Origin of the sequence: Vibrio ishigakensis, from assembly GCF_024347675.1 — a bacterium.
Lineage (GTDB): Bacteria > Pseudomonadota > Gammaproteobacteria > Enterobacterales > Vibrionaceae > Vibrio > Vibrio ishigakensis.
Genome location: NZ_AP024881.1, coordinates 927,701 through 946,206, shown reverse-complemented (window position 1 = coordinate 946,206; position 18,506 = coordinate 927,701). Strand labels below are relative to the sequence as shown.

General features: G+C 42.7%; 12 protein-coding genes. 4 read left to right on the top strand and 8 right to left on the bottom strand.

Annotated features, from left to right (window positions below):
• Positions 1-12 precede the first annotated feature (12 nt).
• From Pcarn_RS04495 to Pcarn_RS04485, 3 genes are read right to left on the bottom strand one after another with little or no spacing between them, the layout of a single operon-like run.
• On the bottom strand, positions 13-1,896 hold the full coding sequence (locus tag Pcarn_RS04495) for a response regulator (RefSeq protein WP_261835190.1): 1,884 nt from the start codon (positions 1,894-1,896) through the stop codon (positions 13-15).
• Positions 1,896-4,229, bottom strand: a complete 2,334-nt coding sequence (locus tag Pcarn_RS04490; RefSeq protein ID WP_261835189.1) for an ATP-binding protein — start codon at positions 4,227-4,229, stop codon at positions 1,896-1,898. The genes Pcarn_RS04495 and Pcarn_RS04490 overlap by 1 nt, the downstream gene beginning before the upstream one ends.
• Positions 4,216-5,235 (bottom strand): cytochrome-c peroxidase, encoded by a 1,020-nt coding sequence (locus Pcarn_RS04485; RefSeq protein ID WP_261835188.1) that lies wholly within the window; start codon positions 5,233-5,235, stop codon positions 4,216-4,218. Before Pcarn_RS04485 ends, Pcarn_RS04490 begins: the two co-directional genes overlap by 14 nt.
• A gap of 178 nt (positions 5,236-5,413) precedes the next feature.
• Here Pcarn_RS04485 and Pcarn_RS04480 point away from each other — a divergent pair, with 178 nt between their 5' ends.
• Positions 5,414-7,870: an ATP-binding protein gene (locus Pcarn_RS04480; protein ID WP_261835187.1), complete on the top strand. Its 2,457-nt coding sequence runs from the start codon at positions 5,414-5,416 to the stop codon at positions 7,868-7,870.
• A 49-nt stretch (positions 7,871-7,919) separates the two neighbouring features.
• Here Pcarn_RS04480 and Pcarn_RS04475 read toward each other — a convergent pair whose 3' ends face one another.
• The 4 genes from Pcarn_RS04475 to Pcarn_RS04460 all read right to left on the bottom strand — a co-directional run bounded on the left by Pcarn_RS04475 (position 7,920) and on the right by Pcarn_RS04460 (position 14,551).
• Positions 7,920-10,217 carry a putative bifunctional diguanylate cyclase/phosphodiesterase gene (locus tag Pcarn_RS04475; RefSeq protein ID WP_261835186.1) on the bottom strand — a complete coding sequence of 766 codons (2,298 nt, stop codon included), beginning with the start codon at positions 10,215-10,217 and terminating at the stop codon, positions 7,920-7,922.
• Positions 10,218-10,250: 33 nt separating this feature from the next.
• Positions 10,251-12,584: a response regulator gene (locus Pcarn_RS04470; RefSeq protein WP_261835185.1), complete on the bottom strand. Its 2,334-nt coding sequence runs from the start codon at positions 12,582-12,584 to the stop codon at positions 10,251-10,253.
• A gap of 514 nt (positions 12,585-13,098) precedes the next feature.
• Positions 13,099-13,677: a porin family protein gene (locus Pcarn_RS04465; RefSeq protein WP_261835184.1), complete on the bottom strand. Its 579-nt coding sequence runs from the start codon at positions 13,675-13,677 to the stop codon at positions 13,099-13,101.
• Between the two features lie 265 nt (positions 13,678-13,942).
• Positions 13,943-14,551 carry a porin family protein gene (locus Pcarn_RS04460; RefSeq protein WP_261835183.1) on the bottom strand — a complete coding sequence of 203 codons (609 nt, stop codon included), beginning with the start codon at positions 14,549-14,551 and terminating at the stop codon, positions 13,943-13,945.
• Positions 14,552-14,820: 269 nt separating this feature from the next.
• On the opposite strand from Pcarn_RS04460, the gene Pcarn_RS04455 reads away from it, so the two are divergent.
• The 3 genes from Pcarn_RS04455 (at position 14,821) to Pcarn_RS04445 (ending at position 16,873) form a co-directional block, all read left to right on the top strand.
• The gene (locus tag Pcarn_RS04455; RefSeq protein WP_261835182.1) at positions 14,821-15,246 is read left to right on the top strand and encodes a chlorhexidine efflux transporter; all 426 of its coding nucleotides are present in this window, start codon (positions 14,821-14,823) and stop codon (positions 15,244-15,246) included.
• 40 nt (positions 15,247-15,286) lie between these two features.
• Positions 15,287-15,754, top strand: a complete 468-nt coding sequence (locus Pcarn_RS04450) for a PACE efflux transporter (RefSeq protein WP_261835181.1) — start codon at positions 15,287-15,289, stop codon at positions 15,752-15,754.
• Between the two features lie 303 nt (positions 15,755-16,057).
• Positions 16,058-16,873: a hypothetical protein gene (locus tag Pcarn_RS04445; protein WP_261835180.1), complete on the top strand. Its 816-nt coding sequence runs from the start codon at positions 16,058-16,060 to the stop codon at positions 16,871-16,873.
• 873 nt (positions 16,874-17,746) lie between these two features.
• Here Pcarn_RS04445 and Pcarn_RS04440 read toward each other — a convergent pair.
• Positions 17,747-18,337 carry a porin family protein gene (locus Pcarn_RS04440; RefSeq protein WP_261835178.1) on the bottom strand — a complete coding sequence of 197 codons (591 nt, stop codon included), beginning with the start codon at positions 18,335-18,337 and terminating at the stop codon, positions 17,747-17,749.
• Between the last annotated feature and the right edge of the window lie 169 nt (positions 18,338-18,506).

Below are 18,506 nucleotides of genomic sequence, written 5' to 3'. Positions count from 1 at the left end.
GTGGCCTTATGGTTAAGCCAGTTTGTCCACTACCTTAAATGAATCGTCTACCACTTCCAGATGCTCTAGAATCTTGGCCTTATTAATAGGTTTAAAGATAATTTTATCAACACCACTTTGTTTAAACCCTTCTACCGCCACATCTGAGCTATCAGCAGTACAAGCAATGATGTTGATGTCTGCATCCACGGTTTTCTTTATGATCTTGCTGGCCTCAATACCATTCATTATCGGCATATGATTATCCATCAAGATAGCATGATATTGTTTCTTGCGAGCCATCTCCACGGCCTCTGCTCCATTCCTCGCCGTATCAATGTCCGCAAAGCCTAAAGAGCGAAGCATCTTAATCAAAACTAATGCATTCACCCTATTGTCTTCAGCAATCAAGATGCGCTGATGGGTTTCCACTGGATATGGAGCAAAGCTACTGGTATCTAACTCGAGCGGAAGCGTAAGAGAGATAGTCGACGCATCTTCATTCTCTATCCCGTAATCTAGTGAGCCGCCTAGTTTCTGAATTACCTCGTTCAATCTCTGAAAAACAAACGAGCGCCCCATAGAGAGAATAGAAACATCCAAGTTACCGTGTCCAACTCTATCATTTAACACATGATAGACTTCCCCAAGGTCTTCGATTCGAATGAACAGATTTACTAATCCAGTGTCATTCTGTATCGAATCACTGAAGTGGATCAGTACCTTACAGTCTTCAAGCTTGTTCGCCACACTTGATATATAGAAAGAGAAGATACTATTGATCAGGCTACTATCACTGTAATAAGTCACGCTTTGAGAAAGCTCGTCTTTGAACTCTAAGTCAAGATTCTGCTCTCCAGCAATTTGAGTGGTCGACTTCCTCAGATTCTCTATTATGGAGTTAAATCTGAAAGAGGACTTGTAGATTCTGAAGTTGTTAAGGTCGATATTCTCTAGAGTTTCGATACTCAAAATCGTATTTTCTATAAAAGAGTTACATACATTGATACCCGCATGAACCTCTTGGATGTTCTCGGCGCTATCATCGAGTCTTAGCTTCTCGTTAATATTCTTGAGTCGATTTAACGGCACTCTCAGTTCATCGATAAGTAGTGACATAAAGTGAGACTTGTTGTCTGTCTCCGCTCTTGCCATGGTGGCTAACTCTTTGAGTCTAAACTCAAGGTTTTTTCTGGTCGTAATGTCTCGCTCTACTGCAATAAAGCGCTGAAGCTCACCATCAACGAGTATCGGGGTTATCGCAAGTTCAATCCAATATGGGGTTCCATTCTTGTGGTAGTTTAAGATCTCGACCTCTATCTGCTGGGCATTTTTAACTGCATTGTGCAATCTTTCTACCGTATCAATCTCGGTATCCCTACCTTGTAGAACGTCCCCTGGTTTCTTTCCCTCTACATCGGCTAACTCATAGCCCGTGATTTGAGTAAAGGCGTTATTTGTCCAAGATACACAGCCATGCTTATCGGTGATAATTATCGCGTCCTTGGCATACTCGGCCACCTCACCAAGACGAGAACGCACGCTAGACAGTTCTAGATCCGCTTCAAGCTTCATCAATTCCTTATTTTTTTTTAGAACCAACAAAGAGACGATCGCTACTGTCAAAATAGCCCCAACCGAAATAACACGGTTAAAGATAACCTTCCACATCTCCCCTCCGTCTGGAGAGATTAAAAACCCTATTACAGTAAGTAATGAACAGGTCACCGCCCAAAACAGCGTCATACTGGTGTTGTTAAAGGCAAGGGATACAAGGATGACAATCACATAATAGACGCCAAACGCTACCCCTAAGGGAATGGTTAAATCTATGGCAAAACCGATTAAGGCAATTACTGTCAGCAATATGTACTGCAGCTGCAGTGAACCCCTTACTTTATTAACAATATCTTTCACTAACCAACATCCTTGTTTTTAGTGGTACTACCTAACATTCTGGAGACCTGGTGATTATTTACCAAGATCAAATTGACCATTTTTTGAAGCTGCCCAGCCTCAGGCAATATGTTATTTCTCACTTGGCTTTCATTTTCTAGCGCCAGTGCTCCAAAAGTCTCAAGGCCAAACTCATAAGCGATTCCTTTCAGCGAATGAAGCTTTTCATTGAGCTCTTCTAGGTCGGACTCGGCATAGGCATTGATAACGCCCTCATATGCAATCTCCAGCTCGCACTTAAGGGCATCAAGTAACTCAACTCTGTCTTGTTCCTCAAGCCCTTCACTATTCAACAGCGGACTCTGTGAGATCTCTTCTTCTGTAATCGGGAGATTCTCAATTTGCACGCGCTTTAGCGGAATAACGTTTGATGGGGTATCTTCAAATGAGGACAGCTTTAGGTTATCGCTAAAATGTTCACTGAACTGCTCTAGAGCACTATGCAAGGTGCTTTGCTGTAGGGGTTTAGTCAACACGTAGTTGGCGCCGGCACTGATAAACTCATCATGGGCATGCTGAAACACGTCGGCAGTATAACCAAATATCACGGTATCTAGTTTAAGCTCTTCTCTGATCTGCTTTATGGTATCTACACCACTTAACCTTGGCATATGGTTATCCATGATGATCAAGTCAAAGGCTTTCTCTGCAAGAATGGTGAGCGCTTCAAGGCCATTATTGACGTTCGTCACCTCGCAACCAAAGTTCTTCAAGAATCTGTTAGCCACAACAGCATTTACTAGATTATCTTCCACAAGCAATATGCTTAACGCTCGCTTGCCAGTCTGATTCTTCTCAGATTGGCTACGACTAGGGCTCGCTGCAACAGCTTCAGCGGAGGTAGCAACACACTCTATCGGTAGAATGACTGTAAACTTACTGCCGACACCAGGCTGGCTAAATACCTGTATGTCTCCTCCCATCAGATGGGCTAACTGCTTAACTATGGTAAGACCTAACCCGGTACCGCCGAATTTTCTAGTGGTTGAAAGGTCGGCCTGCTGAAATGGCGCGAAGATGGTATCCAGTTTGTCTCTTTCTATCCCAACACCTGTGTCTTTAACTCTTATCAGCAGTCTCGGTTGCTCACCATCATCAAGTTCAAAGTGAAGATCAACGCTGCCTTGCTCTGTAAACTTAAGTGCATTGCCTACCAGGTTAAATACTATCTGTCTGACTCTGGATGGGTCACCAACTAAGCTCAAATGCTCTGGAACATCGCTGGTGATCTTAAGCGCCACACCTTTGGTTTCTGAAATAGGTCCCAAGGAGTTAGAAACGAGGTCGATAAGCTCAGAAAGACGAAACGGACACTTCTCAAGCTTCAACTCTCCCCCTTCAACCTTAGAAATATCTAAAATATCATTTAGCAAAGTCACCAAATGCCTGCCTGAGTCCAAGATTACCTGAACATGCTCTTTTGTATCCGCTTCTTTGGTATCTTCACGAATTATCTCTGCCAGTCCTAATACCCCGTTCATCGGGGTTCTGAGCTCATGACTCATGGTGGCGAGGAAGGTAGATTTCGCCTCATTAGCTTGTTCCAGTTTCTCTAGTGCGGCCTGGTTTATTGCCTCATTCTCTGCAAACTCCTTCACTCGCTGGTGATAAACCAAATACGCTATCAAGCTCAATATCAAAGCATCGATGAACAAACCTATAAAGATGTGTTTTTGAATAACCGCCTTTAGATCGCCAAGGCCATGCTCTGTTGTTTCAACAAAGTGCGATTTTTCTGAATGAAATATGGAGGAATAAAGCTCTTTCTTATATCCGTCGATATTTTTTACCGTATTGATCAAGGTAAAGGCTTTCTCTGTTTCTGAGGTCGGTAACTCTTGACTAGGTGAAATGCCGAGGACATCAAGCATAATCTCGGGTTCAAAAACACCATTGGATTCTAGTGAGGAGAGTGACGAGTTTCTGACAATAGTGAAGCCCACTATTCTATCGAGCGTCTGTGTAAGCGCGAGGGCGTGCTCTAAAAAGTAGGCATCTAGCCTAGCTAAACTTGTGTCATACTCAGGAAAAACTTTATCCCTACTACGCACCGCCATCTGAATTTTGCGCTCAATATCAACCACTTCTTCATTGAGATAATAGGGGTCACTTTGACTGTCGAGAGAGTGAAGCATTACCTTCTCTTTTAGCTCGATCAGCTCATGCCCCAAAGCGCTGCGAGAGACAAATACCTGGTCTACCTTCATGATCTGACCATACAGATAGAACAGAGCGCTAGAGCACGCGACGAGCAGTGTGATTAAAACTAGGTATGTCCCCTTAATTTTTTGCATTCACGCCCCCTTGAAGGATTTGAGGTTTTTCCCCTGTGAGGGTCTGCAAGAATGAGTGGATATCTTCAATGCTCTGTTCGCTCAGCTCCTTACCCAACTGTACCTTCGCCATAATGGTGATCGCCTCCCGCAGTGACTCTACGCTGCCATCGTGAAAATAAGGGGCCGTCTGCGCAACATTGCGTAAGCTGGCAACGCGAAACATGTTGGATTTCGCCGACGTTTCCTCTTCAGCATTGTCCGGCAACCCAAAGTACCCAAAGCGAGTCACAAGGCCACCGCCTATATTTACCCCTCGATGACAATTGATGCATCCTTGATCTTGGAACTCATTCCAGCCTCGAGTTTGTTGTTCATTTAAAGCGGTTGTTTCCCCTTCCAAATAGCGATCAAAAGGAGCATTAGGAGTATTCAGTGCTCGCATAAACTCGGTCAGGGCTAGCTTTATGTTGTCTTTGCTTATTTTTAGCCCAGCACCGGTGAACATCTCTTTATAGTGAGTGTTTCCGAGTACATACGTTTCTATTTCTTCCCAGCTAGAGTCCATCTCTAAAGGGTTCTCAACAGGACCGTCGAGCTGCTCGAGCAAGGTATTTGCCCTGCCATCCCAAAAGAATCGATAATTGAGGGAAGAGTTGAAAACAGTGAGTGAGTTACGATCGCCGGCGCCTTTTACTCCGGTGGAGACAGGGGTGATTTCAGCGCCATTAGTGGCCAAATTATGACAGGATGCACAACTGACCTTACCGTTAGAAGAGAGCTTCGGGTCATTGAACAGGGTAAAGCCTAAACTTGCCAAAGGGGCGTTGTAATCTTGGTCATTTGGGATAGGAGAAACCAGCGCAATTTGTGCTTTAGTTGACTCCTCATGGACGTGAGCATGTTCATCTTCATGACCATGACCATGACCATGATGCTCATCTTGATGAGAATCATGGCTGTCATTCAACAATAAGCCTGTCCCTAACGCCCCTATCACTGACAATGTGATAATTGCCTTCTTCATAACCCCAACCTCAGAGATTTCCTTCACGCCCTTATCGGCGAATCCTTTGGTCGGCAGTATAGGATGCGATATTAATAATCCAAATAAATATCAGCAGAAACTTAAATTTGAATCGCCACAGATATGTCCTTAAATACAGGCAGATACACTGTATAAATTATGCGTACTAGAGGTTTAAATGACCGCAATAACTCATTGGTTTGACAATATCTCCCTAAAGGTCAAATTCCTATTCTGTGTTTTTATTCCTATCTCCTTGGTATTGGTGGTCTCTACTACCGTTTACCACAACACTCAATCTCTGCTCTCCGACAACGGTTGGGTAAACCACACTCATAAAGCTATCGGTCGCGCAGAAGAACTGCTGAGCCTAGTGGACAAGATGGAGTATGGGCACCGCGGTGCGGTGCTTACCGATGAAAACAGCTTTGCTGAGAAATTTACCTATGCCCTTGCAGCGTGGCCAAATAAAATTGCCACCCTCACCAACCAAGTGGATGACAATCCAGAACAAGTCCAAAGACTCAACTATATAAATAAGCTACACAAGCAATGGTTGTCTCTAGTAAGTAATGAGGTGAATCATCCCTCGAATTCTCGTAGTTCGAATCTAGCATTTATGGAACACGTGCCCAAAGACACCGAAGGAAGTGAGTACGCAAAAATTAAGCGGGAGATAAAATCTGAATTAACCAAGTTCATTCGGATTGAAAAGAAACTCATATATAAAAGAATTAATGCCTCAAAAGAATCCGCAGATAAAACCACCTATACCCTTATATTTGGCTCGCTACTAATTATCATGATCTCTTCACTAGTCGCGATAATGGCATCACACAGATTGAATAAGAGACTAAAGATTCTCCTTCTAGCATCTAATGAGATGAAAGACCTAAACTTGGCTCGTGGCGTGAACATGTTACAAAACAAAGCCTATTTTAGAACCAAAGATGAGATCTCAACACTAACCAGCAGTTTCTATTCGTTAGCTCAGACTCTTCAAGGCTCTTATAAAGAGATGGAGCTAAAAAACAGACGCCTAGAGGAAGAAAAACGAAAAGCGGAAAAAGCCACTCAGGCGAAATCTGACTTCCTCTCAACGATGAGCCATGAGATCAGAACACCATTGAATGGCGTCCTGGGTCTAGCTCAGATTATCAAGGACGAAAGTAAAGAAGCGTCCACTATTGAGCATTCCACTATCATTCTTGAATCAGGCCAACACCTGCTCACAATACTTAACGACATACTAGATTACTCGAAAATTGAGGAAAACAAGCTCACATTAGAACAAGAGTTCTTCGACGTTGATCGTATTCTCAATCCTGTACTTAAACCCCTTTCTCAATTAGCGTCTGACAAAGGGATCTCGCTAAAAGCCCATAACAAGATCCCAGAGAACACCCTATTACTGGGAGACCGCAATAGGCTAACCCAGATCCTTTTCAATCTAACTGGCAATGCTATCAAATTCACGTCTCACGGCAGCGTGATTATCGACCTCTACTTACACAAAGCCAGTAACCGATTCGTTATTTCTGTTATTGATTCCGGCATTGGCATACCGATAGACAAACAGAGAAATATCTTCAAATCATTCGAACAAGCTGATACCTCAACCACACGTAAGTACGGTGGCACCGGGCTAGGCTTGGCTATCGTAAGTAAGTTAGTCAGTTTGATGAAAGGTCATATCGATCTTGAAAGCAAAGAGGGAGAAGGCTCCACTTTTACCATCACCTTACCTATGGAATGGAAAGAACAAGCCTTAAGCCCACAGCTCATTCAAGACTCAGCGCACCGCGACATCGATTACCCTAAATTGCATGTACTGATAGTAGATGACAATAAGGTCAACGGCATTGTTGCGCGAAACTTCTGCACTAGGTTAGGCTTCACAGTAGAACTCGCTGAAAACGGCAAGATTGCGATTGCCATGCTCTCAGAGAAAGACTTTGACTTGGTGATCATGGATAACCATATGCCTGAAATGAATGGCATTGAGTGCACCCACTATATAAGAGACCAGCTGTCCAGTGACGTGATTATATTTGCCTACACTGCGGACGTTTTTGATGAGCCTCATAAAGCCTTCTTGCGAGCCGGTGCAAACGCGGTACTCACTAAACCTCTGCAAGAACAAAGCTTCGCTGATGCGCTGCAAACCGCCTTTGCCAAGAGAAAAGAGTCTGGCTTAGGCTCGCCAATAACTTCTAACGTGACGTCCATAGTCAGAAAGCCCATTAGAAAACTGAAAGTTACAGAGGAAGAACTGAGTAACTCGCAAGTCTTACAGGAAATGGCAGATGATCATAGCGGTCTAATTGCGATTGTAGAAACCCTAGTTAATGACTTCAGAAACCTTATCCCTTCATTAGTCGAAACACATGAAGGCGAAAATCATGACGGTTTGCGCAGTGCACTGCATAGCGTGAAAGGGATGGCAATGAGCCTTCATATGAATAACCTGACCGAGCTTGCGGTGCAATTGGAAGAAAAGGCCATCAACAAAGAGTCTATAGAGACGGAAAAGCTGCAAAAACTGATCAACCTGATGCTGATTAATATCTCAGAAGGGGAAAACATAGTGCGTATTGCTAGCCGTCACCTGAATAAAGATAAAGGGGTGAGTTAACCCCTTTGTCTTGGAATGAGTTCGCTAGGTGAGCGTCTCATCAAAGACGCTATATCTTTTCTTGCTCACCTGGCGACTCTTCCGAATGGCTATCTAGTATGGCCTGAGAGGTGGATAGGTAACAAAGAAGGTCTCTTGTAGATAAAGACTTACTAAACAAAAATCCTTGCGCGTATCGGCAGCCATGTTTCTTCAGAAAATCCAGTGTCTCTTGGTTTTCAACCCCTTCAGCAACCACATCCAACTCTAGCTCTTTCGCCATAGAGAGAATAGCGACCACAAGCCCACGAGAAGCTTTAGAAGTGCCTATATCCATCACTATGTCTTTATCTATTTTGATAACAGAGAATGGATATTGATGAATGTAATTAAGCGCAGAATACCCGGCACCGAAGTCATCGATGCACAGGCGGATATTCATATCCACCAGCTCTTGAAGTACGTTCAGCACCTCTTGGCTGTTGTTAAACATCAGACTTTCGGTTATCTCTATCTGCAGTTTTCTGGCGGGGAAATTCGCCTCTTGCAGGATAGCCTTCACTTCATTTAGCGTTTCTCTAGGTGAGTTAAACTGGAAGCAGGAGAAGTTCACCGACACATTAAGGTCATCCAGATGTCCCCAAATCTTGGCTTGCGCGATTGACTCTCGGAGCACAAAACGGCCCACTCCATTTATAGCACCGCTCTTTTCCGCGACCTGAATAAACTCATCAGGATTAACTGTACCTAGCTCTTCATCCTTCCAACGTAGCAGAGACTCCGCCGCTACAGCCCTATTTAGTTCAAGGTCAATGATAGGCTGAAACTCCAGCCTTAAGTCATTGTTCTCAATCGCAAGGTTCAACCTGGATTCTACCTTGAGCTCCCTCTTGGCCCTTAAATCCATGTCAGGGTTATAAAACTTAGCCACCCCTTTACCCACAGATTTGGCGTGATACATGGCGGTATCAGCTTTCTCAATCAAGGCCTTGGCATTGGTTGCATCTTGAGGAAACAGAGCTATCCCGATAGAGCCATTGAGAAGTATCTTTTTGTCCTCGTGATGCACTAGCTTAGACAAGGACTTTTTAATCCTATCGACTAGGAAGGTAATGCTTCCCTTGTCGTGAATGCTAGAGGCAATTATTACGAACTCATCACCACCATAGCGACCTACGGCATCTGTCGCTCGGATAGAATTGTTCAGATTTTCGGCAAGTAGCTTGAGGGCATAGTCCCCAGCCTGATGACCGGCATAATCATTAAGGTGCTTGAAGTTATCAAGATCGATAAATAGCAAGGCAAAATCACGCTCATAACGCCTCGCATCTAACACCTCCCTGTCCAGCCTTTCCAACAAAGCTGTTTTATTTAGAACCCCAGTGAGCAGATCATGGGTAGCCTTGTACTCAAGCTTCTTCTCGTTCTCATCTTTTTTAGACAGGTGATGTGAAAGAACGTTAATTTTTCGCCTCTGCTCTAGGTTACCAAGCTCCTTGGTTTTTATGCCTATTTCGATTCCATTAAACCGGTTTTCAAGAAGGAGCAACATCAAAACAAATGAGGTGCTGACGATAGCCAGAGAAATGAGTAAGGATTGATATTTAGATAGATAGCTGTATGCAACGTCGATTTCGAGGTTTAATCCAGCGTAAGACATGTTCGCCGAAACATGGTCACTCAAACCAAAAGACTGTGTGGGTGCTGTAAGTTTGCTGTGCCAAGGATGGTCGTTGACATAATACTTAGCCCCAAGGAACCCTTGCCTTAGCATATACAGGGGTTCTAGGTTATTAATCAGATAGTTGCCGGCAATAAACGACACGGTACCAACATACCTGCCTTTCAGATATACCGCTCTTTTTACATAGATATTTTCAAGGTTTCGGTTTCTAACCGTGATAAGTCCGACCTCATCGTCACTATTGAAGTTAAGCTTTTTATCTTCCCAACCAACACCATCGAAAAGAAATGAACGCTCTGCGCCTTTGCTACCTACGAGGGCGAAATGAATATACTTAACAAATCCATCGTCTGAGCTAAAGGTGAGGTCAAAATACTTATCTAAAAGGGGGCGCAACTGCTGCTTCATCAGCTCCGATTTTTGTTCCAAACTTGCACGTGACCTAGGACTACAAGAGACCATACACTGTGCGACTTTTGGCTCATTTGCCAATGCATCGGCATAGAGATCTAACGTATAAAACATATTGTCAGCTTTACGAACAAAGCTCGACAGCAGAAGCTCTGAATGCTCTTCCGCCCCTCTATCTATTGTCAACTTCTCATAGGAGCACATAGACAGAACCACTAGCAGATACAATCCAGCTAAGATCCTTCGAGCTTTAGCTTTGTAGGTTAGTTTCATAGTTATCCCTCACCATTCGACTATTACAATCCCTTAAGAAACAAACTCTTCGATAGTCTCAAACAGTAAATTCTTATCGATTGGTTTCAGCAAATATCTGTCCATGCCCGACTCTAGGCACTTATTTAGATCTTGCTCTAAGGTGTTTGCTGTCAGCGCGACGATTGGTGTCGGTGTTAACCTAAGTTCTTTCTCGAGTTTTCTTATTTCAACGGTCGCTTGGTATCCGTCCATGACAGGCATCATGCAATCCATAATGATGATGCTGTAATGATTACCCCGTTTGATTTGATTGACTGCCTCTAAACCATTTGAAGCCACATCAAACTCGCAGTCTAGCTTAGATAGATAAAGGGAAAGCACTTTCGCATTCACTTCATCGTCCTCGACTATCAAGACTCGGCCTGAAATATTGAGCTCTTCAAACGAAGTGGAAGGTATCTCCTCTCTCTCCAGAAGTGGATTTGACTCATCCTTGTCTTCAAGTAAAGAGATAAGACGTTGTCCCAAAACGGGATAGGTCACATAGCCTGCAATTTGCTTCACCCCGCGAAAGCTCGGATTAACCTTCTCTCCGGACACTATGATGCGAGTATCAGGGTGCTGCTCGATATATTGCTTCAACTGCTTAATAGACTTACCGTTCTCATAGGGCTGATAAATCAGGGTGTTCACATGGTTTCCAACTTCTTCCAAACTGTCATAGCCTTGGATATCTTTGAACCCATGGTCCGTGCACTCTTTGACGATAGCCTGTCTTTGTTTCTCAGAATCTACGACCACCGCGATAGAAGGGTTTGTATCTCGCTCTGTAGCACCAACAGCCTGCTTAATGACCTTGGCCTGCAGATTAAATCGGATATTGAGGACTTGCTCATTTCGCTTATCAACAGATAGCTCACCACCCATTTTATTGATGATGGCATCGCAAACATTGATGCTGAACTCGGATAGCCCAGCGCTGAGTTTCATTTGGCTCAAATTCTGGAAACTAAAGCTGTCTGCGTTGCTCAGTTCTGGTCTTTGATTCTCTATTTCAAACAACAGATTGATTCGGCTGGTGTCGTTTACAAACTCAGATTTGAGCCTAATCACTATGGTCTCGATGAAGCTGTCTTTAACCGCATCGGACAAAAACGCATTCAATACCTGTTTTAGCCTGAACTCGTCTAATTGCACCTGATGAGGCAACGCATCGTCCATCTCGAGTTCAAATCGAGTCGAGTTAATCAGGGCGTCCTGCTGATACAGTTCAACACAATCAAATACTGCCTGCTTGGTGTTTATTACTACTGGGTTAACCCTAAAGTCTCCAGACTCAATCCTAGATAGGTCCAACACATCATTGACTAAAGAGAGCAGTTTATTGGAGCAGTTACTGATGATATTGACCTGGTCTCTTTGATGGGATTTGAGGTTATCTTCAGAAAGGAAGTTAGCCATTCCTATGATGCCATTCAGTGGAGTACGAATCTCATTAGACACGTCGGCCAAGAACTGATTCTTACTGCGATGAAGCCTAGCTGCACTGGTTTTAGATGCCATCATCCAATTCTCAAACGACGCACTCTTGTAGATAAGATATATCACTGCCAAAACGACAGATAAAAACAGGGTTCCATTGGCCACCCAATACAGGTTCTGATTTTGGGTTAATTGATTAGCTGCATAGCTATCAAAATTAGCCTGACGCTCAGAGACATAGGATCTAAGCGCATACTCCAAGCCTGACAACTCTCGCCTAATCCCAGAGTCATCATTGATGCCTATCTCATTGTAGGTATCTGTGATGTATTGAAACACATTCTCGTAGGTTAAAAACGCTTGATACAGATATTGATATTCTCGGCCGATAGACTCTTGAGTCTTGCTGATCAAGCTATTGGCTGATCTGAGGTTGGCTGTGTCTGGTCGATTGATGAAGTTATCAATAGAATACTGAGTGTTGAGTAGCGAGGTCGATAAACTCTCGCTGTTGTAGGTCAACGAGGAACGATAGAGTAAAAACCAAGCGAGTCTATGGCTCTCTAAAAGTCCCTTTCCTTCCTCATTTAATAGAGACTTCTGAAGACTATCTATCTGATTTATATACTCTTCATAAGCCTGCATGTTCTGATCAAAGCTAGGCTCAAATACAATTTCATCAATATTATGCAAATAGGCCGATTCATTAAAACTTTGGATATTTTCTTCAAGTTCACCTCGATAAGAGTTGAGTCTTTGTAGCGTATCCTGATTCTTATTACTGACCAGCTCAGCCCTCGCATCTATGATTCGCGCTTGATTGTACTGGATTGAATTGAGAAGAAGCGCGAGTTCTTTCAGCGAACTGTTTTTGTTGGTAAGACTGTGATTAATGGTGCTCATCAACCCTAAGCAAACTAGGATGAACAAGGAACACAAAACCACCACCCTTGTCAGACTTTGACTCGAAAATATACCCAGCATAATAATCTCGTTCCTTCCATGGACGTCACCTATCTGCGACCCTACCGATACTCCAATAAAATTATTCGATCGAGGCTACTCACAGGCAGGTTAGGAAAGAATTGAGACAATCCAAATATTTTTGGCTTAGATGAAATAACAAGGGGAGATATAAAGCATAATTTAGATGGAAAGCGGTCGATAAACTTCTGATTTATTTAAAGATAATTCATAGAAGCTGAATTGGCTATTTTCATGAAGTAAATACCGCCAACATAATATTGAGCAAGTCTTCACTGACTACAGCGATACTTGTAATTAAAACCTATAGCAAATTCATATGGGCCGAGATGAACTAGAGTTTCTGTCTTTTTGTGGAGAGACGAGTAACAGATACAGTAAAGCCTCCACTGTGGAGGCTTATTCGACTATGAGAGCGTCTTTAAATCTGCTCTTAGAATTTATAACCGACAGTAAGCATGGCTTGAGTTAGCAAATCATCCTTACTGTTGAACTTCATGCCTTTGGGCGTTAAGTCAGTAGCTTGAATACGACCATCAAAATACAAGCCACTATCCAAGGTCATTCTTGCTCCCAATGCACCACGTGCACGGATTGCATTTGTACCACTCTCAAGCGAGTCTGAGCTTGTTGTTGAGTCAAAAGCCACAGCACCCAGAGCAGCGTAAGGCTTAATCAGTACCCCATTATCTAGATCAAAGGTATAACCTGCCTCTCCCTCTACGGTCAGATCCCATGTTGGACGATAGTTTTTAGGATTATCGCCATAGTCTGTGTAGCTGGTCATATTACCCTTTACATTTAGGGCAAAGATTTCATTAAAGTCATAGCCCGCCTCTAGAATGAATACGGGGTCTGCAGACACATTTTCACCACCCAGATTGTTCAGTTGGTACTTGCCTACATCTGTACCAAAGCCGCCGCCAATACGAAAACCAGATTGGTCATCGATAGAAGCTAAAGAAGAAGCGGATATGACTGCCAGAGCGGATGCTAAGATTAGTTTTTTCATTAAATTGCCCAGTAAATTGTTTAAATATGTCCCTCTTACCACTGCCAATCCTGTCTGGCCGAGTGCTAATTTACATTGGATAAATTCATTGAAGAAAATAGCTACTATGCAAATATTGCATAGGTCATTAGAGGCTCTTTAATCCATTTTGGGATGCAAGTGAGAGGGTTGCTGAGGGCAACAAACGAAAAAGCCCCCTTGCGGGGGCCTAGTTGAGTCTGACAATCAACTCAGTTGTAATGCACATATCAATACTGGGAATTGACTAGAACTTGTAGCCTACGGTGATTAAACCTTGCGTTAACAAGTGATCTTTTGGCTTAAAGTCACCGCTTTTCGGTGAGAAATCGGTTGCCTGAACTCGACCATCAACGTAGACACCATTACCTAGCGTCATGCGGACACCCAATGCACCACGCGCCTTAATTGCGTTCTTGTCTTTGTCATCTTCAAACTCATAAAATTCTGTGGTTTTCTTATCGTAACCAACTGCACCCAGTGCAACGTATGGTTTAATTGAAGTAGAACGGTCAAGCTCGAATGTGTAGCCCGCTTCAGCCTCTACAACTAGGTCATAAGTAGTGCCTAAGTTGTATAATTCGCGTTGGGTTCGTCTATGCTTCCCATAAATTTTATTGCCCGTAGCAGACCCTTTGACATTGATAGCGAAAATATCATTGAAGTCATAACCTGCTTCGAGGACAAATGTTGGATCAGCTTCAATAGAAAGACCACGTCTTCCCTCCTCTCTGAGCTGATAATTACCAAAGTCTGTACCAAAACCACCACCAACACGGAAGCCTGAGCTGTCTTTCGCTGCAAAAGAAGGCGCGGATAGTAGAACAAGCGTTGACGCTAGAAGTATTTTTTTCATGTTTGATTACCTCAAAAAATTACAGATACCTCCATGCAATTTCCTGCCAATCCGTCTGGCGCGAGGCGAAATTTACGCAAACATGTCAAATAGATGAAAATAGAAACTATAGGGAATTTCAATAGATAGAGATATCAAAGTGGCACCAGATATTGAAGACGGTACCACCTATATAGAGGACACTTTAATCTATCGGATATATTAATAGTTAATCATTGTACCTATTTCCTGATGGGCTAGATAATAGCGCCATCAATGAGGAGATAGTCATGAACCAACAAACCTGTACTCAACCAATACGTCCACTAAAGAGCAGACTAGTGCGAGCACTTACTCTAGAAGGTGGGATCTTGCTTTTGGTGGCACCAGTGTTTATTGATGATGTGGCAGACATAAACCTGGTCAGTGGCAAGATACTGCTACTCATTACTGCAGCGATTGTTTGGAATGCAGCTTACAGCTTTGGATTCGATACATATTTATGGAAATGGCGACGTAGTTTAAAGAAATCAGCTAAGTGTCGCTTTGTCTATGCACTTTTATTCCAAGCAGGACTACTCGTAATTTCAGCGCCTATATTATTTTCTATGCTCGACTCCTCATTCTGGCAGGTCATGTCAGCTGACTTATGGTTTAGCGCTCTTATATTTTCCTACACATATTTTACTAATGCTCTTTACGACAAATTTTTCTAAGCCAATTTAAAGTTACTAACGATTAGATGGGAGATATATTATGAATACTAACAATATTAAAACCAATCGCTCTTTCATGGACAGAATTCGTCACACTATCTTTTTTGAGATTGGATTAATTGTAACTTTAATACCTATCGGTATGATGTTTATCCAGGGTGCTAGTCATCATGTAGGTATTCTAGCTATGGCAATGTCTCTACTGGCTATGGCATGGAACATGTTATTTAACTTTCTATTTGATAAACACCTATATAAAACACAAGGGCATTGTAATAAAACTTCAAAGCAAAGAGTTATGCATGCAGTCTTATTTGAACTAGGTCTAATCTTGGTTACAGTTCCAGTACTTGCACTAAGCCTTAATTTGAGCTTCATTGAAGCTCTGATTGCTGATATTGGCTTCGTTATTTACGCTCTATTTTACTCAGCAGTATTCAACCTAATCTATGACCGCGTATTCCCAATCAACGCGACTCCATTTCAACCAATATGCACCGTAAACTAAGTTATACCTGTAAACGAGGCGCTTGAGTTGGCGCCTCATTTTTCCCACCACTGACTCTCCAAACCTTACCGGCTAACATCCCAGTCTAATTTGGTCTCAACTAACAACCCTAGAAGTAACTCCCCTACCCAAATACCAAAGCTACTCAATCTTCATCTGCTCTTCACTCGCTCTATAATCTATCGATATTTTCGATATTTACTCATTCTAATTATCGAAAATCGCACTGTAATATTTGCTTACAAGCTCGCATGTAGCCAAAAGGCTAAAGCGCTCACTCAACAAATAGAACGGTACTAAGCGATGATGAAAAAGCTAAAACTATGTCTAATCACAGCAAGCATACTGACAAGCAGCGCTTATGCTGGCGACCTTTCTGTTACCCTTGGTGGCGTGTATAACTCTGCGAACAGCAATGCATCGCTGGGGATTCCCATCCTTGGTGCCAAATTGAAAGTCGATGCTGAAAGTCATCTGGATTTAGCCGAAAAAAACCTATCGCCTTATGTAAAGATTGAATACAACTTCGATAGCGGAAATAGTGTCTATATGGACTGGCGTTCATTGCATCGTCACGCTCGCACAAGTGTATCCAGTGATCCAATAAAGATTCTTGGTAGCGAATTTAAAGCAAATGCAACGCTAGACCTAAACCTGGATATAGATATAGCTCGAATTGGTTATGCCCATCGCATCATATCTACAGATAACTTTGACCTGAATGCAATGCTTGGGGTGCACCTGATACAACTATCGGGGAAAGGTGGTATCAGCGCCAATATCAATGAAGGCGGTCAAGACTGGTTAAGTTTCAATACAAAAGGTAAGAAGAATAGCCTTGCTCCTATGCCGAACATAGGCGTTAGGGGAAGTTATCGACTTACTCAAAACCTAGGGCTATCGTCTCATTTGGAAGCATTTATGCTGTCTACTCGGCTATTTGATGGTCATCTAATTGACTTCAATTTCGGAGCATATTACCAAATAACAGATTCTCTAATTCTCAACGCATCCTATAACCATTATGAGATAGGCGTCGAGTATGGTGATTCATTGTTAAATGCTAATATGGGTGTCGACTTTAGTGGCCCAATGCTAGCGCTTCAATACAAATTTTAAGTTCCCTTCTGAAAATAAGCTGGGTTATAAAGTTGTTATCCAGCCCTCTATTATCAGTACTGCTTTAATCAAGAAGACACTATAAGTATCCAACTTTTAGATTGGGTTCGAGCAACCCGATCACCTTTGACTATTCAGCTTTCTCTAAGAAGTGAAGCAACCTGAACTATTGAATTAACCGTCTCAAGCTTTATTAATTGCTATCTGTTTTGAATACAGACCTCTCTCGACCTCATTCCGAGGTATTAACTTAGGTATTTTAGTTAAGTCCACCTAGGTCCATCAAACCAGTTAGCCACACCTCTAACCTCAATACAAAGTAACCCTCCAGATCAATACAACCGAGTACCAGTAAGCCTTTACCAGCCATCTAGCCTTTTAAGATTGGCAAAGAAGCATCAAATAGCTATCAACAACTTGAGTGGGTGCGAGGAACTTGATTGGCGCTTATTCCAGTCCCTGGCTAATGCTAAATAGCTTACGATTCGAGCGGGCACTCTTAACCTCCAAGGGCACTGCAACAGCCCATCCGCTTTATCTTGGGACTATCTATTAGAGTTACTACATAGCGCTCAACTTCAACCCTACAGCCTGAGTATGCAACCCATCACTATCCAGCTTCTCCATGCATAACAACAAAAAGAAGAATTTGTTAAATCGTCAGAGTGATTCAGCCGAGAGTTAAGGTATATCGATACTTTGAAGCCCAAAAGCTATAAGAGCTGATAGCCACTGTAAAGAACGTTGCCTGCAACTGGCTTCAATATGTACTTCGGTCGGTTTTTGCAGACACAAAAAAGCCCCCTTTCGGGGGCCGGGGTTAGGCGAGGTAACCGCCTAAATTAGAGTGTTCATATTCATGGGGTAATTGAATTAGAACTTGTAACCAACAGTCACTAGACCTTGAGTTAGTAGGTGGTCTTTACCGTTGAACTTATCGCCTTTTGGAGTTAAGTCAGTGGCTTGAATACGGCCATCAAAGTAAACACCGTTGTCTAGCGTCATGCGAACACCAGCAGCACCACGAGCTCTTACAGCATTTTTATCTTCAAGTTGATTCTCACTTGTTTTTTTGTCAAAACCGACCGCACCGAGAGCAACATAAGGCTTAATTGCTGCATCTCCCGCGGTTACAAACGTATAACCAACTTCAGCTTCAACTGCTAGGTCATAGGCTGTACCTTTGTTTTGACCTTTCGTAGACTTGTTATTTTCATAAGCTTTAAAGCCAGTACCAGAGCCCTTAACATTAATCGCAAAGATGTCGTTAAAGTCATAGCCCGCTTCCAAGACTACTGAAGGATCGGCTTCCACTTTTTTGCCACTATCATCTACGCTACGCAGTTGATACTTACCAATATCTGTACCAAAACCACCACCTACGCGGAAGCCTGAGTGATCGTCTGCTGCAAAAGAAGACGCGGACATTAGTGCAAGAGTTGAAGCTAGAATTAATTTTTTCATGTTTGATTACCTCGTTAAATTTAAATACCTCCATTTGATTTGTTGCCAATCCCGTTTGGCTTGAGGTGTAATTTACGCAAATATTTACAATAGGTGAAAATAGCTAGTATTAACTTATTAGATAGATGGTTTACTTATCAGAATCAAACTAGTGGTTAATAGTGTTCTT

What these genes read in the sequence shown, in the direction of transcription:
- Pcarn_RS04470 (WP_261835185.1), bottom strand. Translation starts at nt 12,584, where the DNA reads ATGAGCACCATTAATCACAGTCTTACCAACAAAAACAGTTCGCTGAAA.
- Pcarn_RS04490 (WP_261835189.1), bottom strand. Translation starts at nt 4,229, where the DNA reads ATGCAAAAAATTAAGGGGACATACCTAGTTTTAATCACACTGCTCGTC.
- Pcarn_RS04475 (WP_261835186.1), bottom strand. Translation starts at nt 10,217, where the DNA reads ATGAAACTAACCTACAAAGCTAAAGCTCGAAGGATCTTAGCTGGATTG.
- Pcarn_RS04440 (WP_261835178.1), bottom strand. Translation starts at nt 18,337, where the DNA reads ATGAAAAAATTAATTCTAGCTTCAACTCTTGCACTAATGTCCGCGTCT.
- Pcarn_RS04485 (WP_261835188.1), bottom strand. Translation starts at nt 5,235, where the DNA reads ATGAAGAAGGCAATTATCACATTGTCAGTGATAGGGGCGTTAGGGACA.
- Pcarn_RS04450 (WP_261835181.1), top strand. Translation starts at nt 15,287, where the DNA reads ATGAATACTAACAATATTAAAACCAATCGCTCTTTCATGGACAGAATT.
- Pcarn_RS04460 (WP_261835183.1), bottom strand. Translation starts at nt 14,551, where the DNA reads ATGAAAAAAATACTTCTAGCGTCAACGCTTGTTCTACTATCCGCGCCT.
- Pcarn_RS04445 (WP_261835180.1), top strand. Translation starts at nt 16,058, where the DNA reads ATGATGAAAAAGCTAAAACTATGTCTAATCACAGCAAGCATACTGACA.
- Pcarn_RS04480 (WP_261835187.1), top strand. Translation starts at nt 5,414, where the DNA reads ATGACCGCAATAACTCATTGGTTTGACAATATCTCCCTAAAGGTCAAA.
- Pcarn_RS04465 (WP_261835184.1), bottom strand. Translation starts at nt 13,677, where the DNA reads ATGAAAAAACTAATCTTAGCATCCGCTCTGGCAGTCATATCCGCTTCT.
- Pcarn_RS04455 (WP_261835182.1), top strand. Translation starts at nt 14,821, where the DNA reads ATGAACCAACAAACCTGTACTCAACCAATACGTCCACTAAAGAGCAGA.